The organism is Mammaliicoccus stepanovicii, assembly GCF_002902525.1.
Taxonomy (GTDB): Bacteria; Bacillota; Bacilli; order Staphylococcales; family Staphylococcaceae; genus Mammaliicoccus; species Mammaliicoccus stepanovicii.
On record NZ_PPQZ01000104.1, the window covers coordinates 1 to 4789 of the forward strand.

A 4789-nucleotide genomic window follows, 5' to 3' on the forward strand; every position below is an offset into this window, starting at 1 on the left:
ACATTATATTATTCGAAGATTAAAATTAAATGAGAAATTTCTAATAATTCATTAAAAAGCATATAAATTATTGATTAATATAGTGTAAATACACATTTACATACATCTAGAATAACACAACTTACAAATGAATAAAATACTGTTATAATGATATAAAGAAAAATTGTAGAAAAGAGGCAACATTTTATGGAAACTTTATTTTCAGGTATCCAACCTAGTGGTATACCTACACTTGGAAATTATATTGGTGCATTAAAGCAATTTAATGAAATCCAAAATGATTACGACTGTTATTTTTGTATCGTAGATCAACATGCAATTACTGTACCTCAAGACAGATTAAAATTAAGAGAAAACATACGTAAATTAGCGGCAATTTATTTAGCATCGGGACTAAATCATGAAAACATTACATTGTTCATTCAATCTGAAGTACCAGCACACGTTCAGGCTGGCTGGATTTTGACAACTATATCATCTATTGGTGAATTAGAACGTATGACTCAGTTTAAAGACAAATCTCAAAAACAAACAGAAGGCATACCAGCTGGATTACTTACATATCCACCACTCATGGCGTCTGATATTATTTTATATAATACAAATATAGTTCCAGTTGGCGATGATCAAAAACAACACTTAGAGCTAACTAGAAACTTAGTTGACCGCTTCAACTCTAGATACAATGACATTCTTATTAAGCCAGAAATTCGCATGCCAAAATTCGGTGCTCGTATTATGAGTCTACAAGATCCAACTAAAAAAATGAGTAAAAGTGACGACGTGACTAAAAACTTCATCTCATTATTAGATGAACCAAATGTAGCTGCTAAGAAAATTAAATCAGCAGTGACAGATTCAGATGGCATCGTAAAATACGATAAAGAAAACAAACCAGGTATTAGCAATTTACTTGTTATATATTCAAGTTTAACAAATAAATCAATTGAAGAAATTGTGTCACAATACGAAGGTAAAGGCTATGGAGACTTTAAAGGTGATCTAGCAGAAATCGTTAAACAATTCCTCATAGATTTCCAAGAAAAATTCAATTATTATTATGAAAATAAAGAAATATTAGATGAAATATTAGATAATGGTCGAGATAAAGCAAGTAAAGTAGCAAATAAAACATTGAAAAAAATGGAGAACGCTATCGGGTTAGGTCGTAAAAGACGTTAAATAGTAGAAAAAAACCAAAAGTTAAATTAACTTTTGGTTTTTTCTTTGCATAATATAGATGGTGTTGTGAGCTAATGATGCGTAGTCACGTTATTTTGCATGATTTGTCGGTCTAGCTAATTTGACCACTTTTATTTCTCAATATATGCTTCCTTCAATGTCGAAACGCCACCAAATTGATGATTAACTACATTTTTTACGTTTGATTTTTGAAGTTGTGCGACACCTACTTGATAAAGTGGCACAATACCAGCTTCGTTCAATAACATACCTTCTGCTCGTTGTAATTCAGATAGTCGTTTATCTGGATTACTCGCTAATGATGAGTCTGCTTTTTTGATGATGCTGTCATATTCTTTATTTGACCATCCTGTATTATTGTGTGAACCATCAGTTACATATAATTCTAGGAACGTCATTGGATCTGGATAATCCGGAATCCAATTTTCTAATGACATTTGATATTCACCTTTAGAAACGACATCAAGTTTTTGTTTAAATGGTTGTTGCTTAATTTTAATTGTTACACCATCTAAATTTTTCTCAAGTTGTTCTTTAAAGTATTCAGCGTCACGTTTCGCTGTATCTTTATCATATGTCATCAATTCAATTGTAAACTCATCTTTACCTAATGCTTTTTTAGCTTTTTCAAAATGAGCCTTCGCTTCTTTCACGTTATAATGATTTTTATTTTTGACACCATCTTGATATTCTTTACCTTTACTATCTTTAACGAAATCTTTTGGCACAAAATTATCTGATGGAATTGAACCGTTATTTAAATTATTATCTACGTATGCTTTTTTATCAATTGCTTTAGCAAATGCTAATCTAAAGTCTTTATTCTTAAATGCAGGCACTTTATCTTCATTTAATTTAAAGTAATACGTTACCGTATCCAGTTCAGTATGGAATTCTTTGCTATCTTTGTATTTCTTAACTTGTTCAGCAGGTAAGTCTACAATGTCTAATTTACCAGTTTTATATAAATTAACTGCTGTAGATGCTTCTTTAACGACTTTATAGTTTACTGTTTTTAGTTTGACTTTATCTTTATCCCAATACTTATCATTTTTCTTTAAAGTAACTTTGTCATCTGGTTTCCATTCAGACATTTTAAATGGTCCATTATAAAGTGTTGATTTGACAGTTGTACCATATTTATCGCCTTGTTTTTCAACAAAATTTTTGTTTTGTGGCATAAATGTTCCAAATGATAGTAACTCTTTATAGTATGGTAATGATTTAGTTAATTCAAATTCTAAAGTATAATCATCTTTAGCTTTCACACCTAATTCGCTTGGTTTTTTGTCTCCAGTGTTAATCGCTTCTGCATTTTTGATGTCATATAATATATATGCATATTCAGATGCTGTTTTTGGGTCTAATACTTTTCTCCATGCATATACGAAATCATGTGCAGTAACGGGATCACCATTTGACCATTTTGCGTCTTTTCTTAACTTAACTGTCCATTTTTTACCATCATTCGTAATTTTAGGATCACCTTTCGCAACTGCTGGTATCGCTTTGTCATCTTTATCTAATGTGTATAAACCTTCCATCGTTTGGAAGAACATATCAAATGATAAGCCATCAGTAGCCATAGCTGAGTCCATTGTTGGTACATCACCATTTATCTGTAAATCTAGTGATTTATTATCTGATGAATTCTTATCTCCACTTCCTGAAGAACAGGCACTCATTATTAATACCAATGTTAATAAAAGCGATAAAAATTTAATTCCTTTTGACATGTAACTCATCCCCCTTAGTTTTTAATCAAACTATTGATTTGTTACTTTTCGATACTTGCATTTTTCAAATCAGTATCTCCACCAAATTTGTGTCTTTCAATGCCTTTAACATAGTCTTTCGTTAATCTTGCATTACCTTGTTGATAAATTGGTACGACTACAGCTTCATCTAATAATAAGTTTTCAGCACTTTGCATAGATTTAATACGTTTTTCTTCATCTTCTAAAAGTTTACCATCTGCATCTTTAATATACTTGTCGTAATCATCATTTTTCCAACCTGTTTCATTCATTACGTTATCACTTGTAAACAATTCTAGGAATGTCATAGCATCAGGATAGTCAGGACCCCATCTACCAAATGACATTTGATAATCCATATTTGCTTCAAGTTTTAATTTTTGTTTATAAGGTTGTTGTTTTACTTTAATCGTTACACCTGGTAAGTTTTGCTCGATTTGCTCTTTAAAGTATTCTGCATCTTTCTTAGCATTATCTTGGTCATAAGTTAGTAGCTCAAATGTAAATTTATCTTTGCCAAGTTCTTGTTTCGCTTTATCTAAGTTTTTCTTAGCTTCTACTTTGTTGAATAAATTATCTGATTTAACGCCTCCAGTATAATCTTTTCCTTTTGTATCTTTAACAAAATCAATCGGAACTAATGATTTTGCAGCTTTTGAACCATTGTTTAAATTACTCTTAACATATTGCTCTCTATCAATTGCTTGTGCCATCGCTTTACGTAGACTTTTGTTTTTAAATTCTGGAACATCTTTTTGGTTTAATCTCATAAAGTAAACTCTTGATTCAAGTTCCGTATTATAAGCTTTGTCTTTTTTATATTTTTTTACGTTTTCTGCTGGGATTAACGCTTCGTCTAAATCACCTGCATTATACATATTTAAAGCAGTTTGAGGTTCTTTAACAACTTTAAAATTCACACTATCTAACTTAACTTTATCTTTATCCCAATACTTTTTATTTTTAGTTAACGTATAGTTATCTTCTGTTTTCCAATCTGATAATGTAAACGGTCCATTATATAAAGTATCCTCTGCTGAAGTACCATATTTTTTACCTTTTTCTTTAACAAATTTTTCGTTTTGAGGTAAGAAAGAACCAAATGTTAATAATTCTTTATAATAAGGTAATTCACGCGTAAGTTTAATTTCTAAAGTGTTGTCATCAATTGCTTTAACACCTAACTCTTCAGGTTTCTTTTTACCTTTGTTAATATCTTCTGCGTTCTTAATATCAAACATGATAAACGCATATTCTGAGGCAGTTTTTGGATTTACTAATTTTCTCCAAGCATAAACGAAATCATCAGCTTTAACTTTATCACCATTTGACCATTTCGCATCTCGAAGATCGATTGTCCAAGTTAAGCCATCTTTTGATTTCTTTGGCTCACCTTTCGCTATTCCCGGAACAGCTTTATCTCCCTTTCCAATCTTATACAATCCTTCCATAGTGTTATTTAAAGCATCAAATGAAACAGCATCTGTAGCTAATGAAGAATCCATTGAAGGAATGTCAGAAATAGAAACGAGACGTAAATTTTTACCATCCCCCGATGATTTTTTGTCTTTTCCATTTCCCCCGCTACATGCCGACAATATTAGTATTATCGATAAACACAAAAATGATAATAACTTTAGTTTCCTGTTTTTCATACACATATCCCCTTATATCATTTTGAAAATTCAGGCATTTCTGAACTTTCTTCAATTATAAAGTTAATTTTCATTTGTGGCAACATTTGTTACTATTATATAAATAAAATTTTAAAATACTTTCAATCATGATTACAATGGTATTTTATGGATATGTACAACCATATTTAATAT

At 30.5% G+C, this 4789-nt stretch carries 3 protein-coding genes; 1 reads left to right on the forward strand and 2 read right to left on the reverse strand.

Going from position 1 to position 4789, the window contains the following annotated elements:
* Nucleotides 1–186 precede the first annotated feature (186 nt).
* On the forward strand, nt 187–1182 hold the full coding sequence (trpS, locus tag CD111_RS10970; RefSeq protein WP_095088867.1) for a tryptophan--tRNA ligase: 996 nt from the start codon (nt 187–189) through the stop codon (nt 1180–1182).
* Nucleotides 1183–1313: 131 nt separating this feature from the next.
* On the opposite strand, the gene CD111_RS10975 is transcribed toward trpS, so the two are convergent.
* A complete protein-coding gene (locus CD111_RS10975; RefSeq protein ID WP_095088869.1) occupies nt 1314–2939 on the reverse strand; it encodes a peptide ABC transporter substrate-binding protein in 1626 nt (541 codons plus the stop codon).
* Nucleotides 2940–2980: 41 nt separating this feature from the next.
* The gene (locus tag CD111_RS10980) at nt 2981–4615 is read right to left on the reverse strand and encodes a peptide ABC transporter substrate-binding protein (RefSeq protein WP_095088873.1); all 1635 of its coding nucleotides are present in this window, start codon (nt 4613–4615) and stop codon (nt 2981–2983) included.
* Nucleotides 4616–4789: the final 174 nt, after the last annotated feature.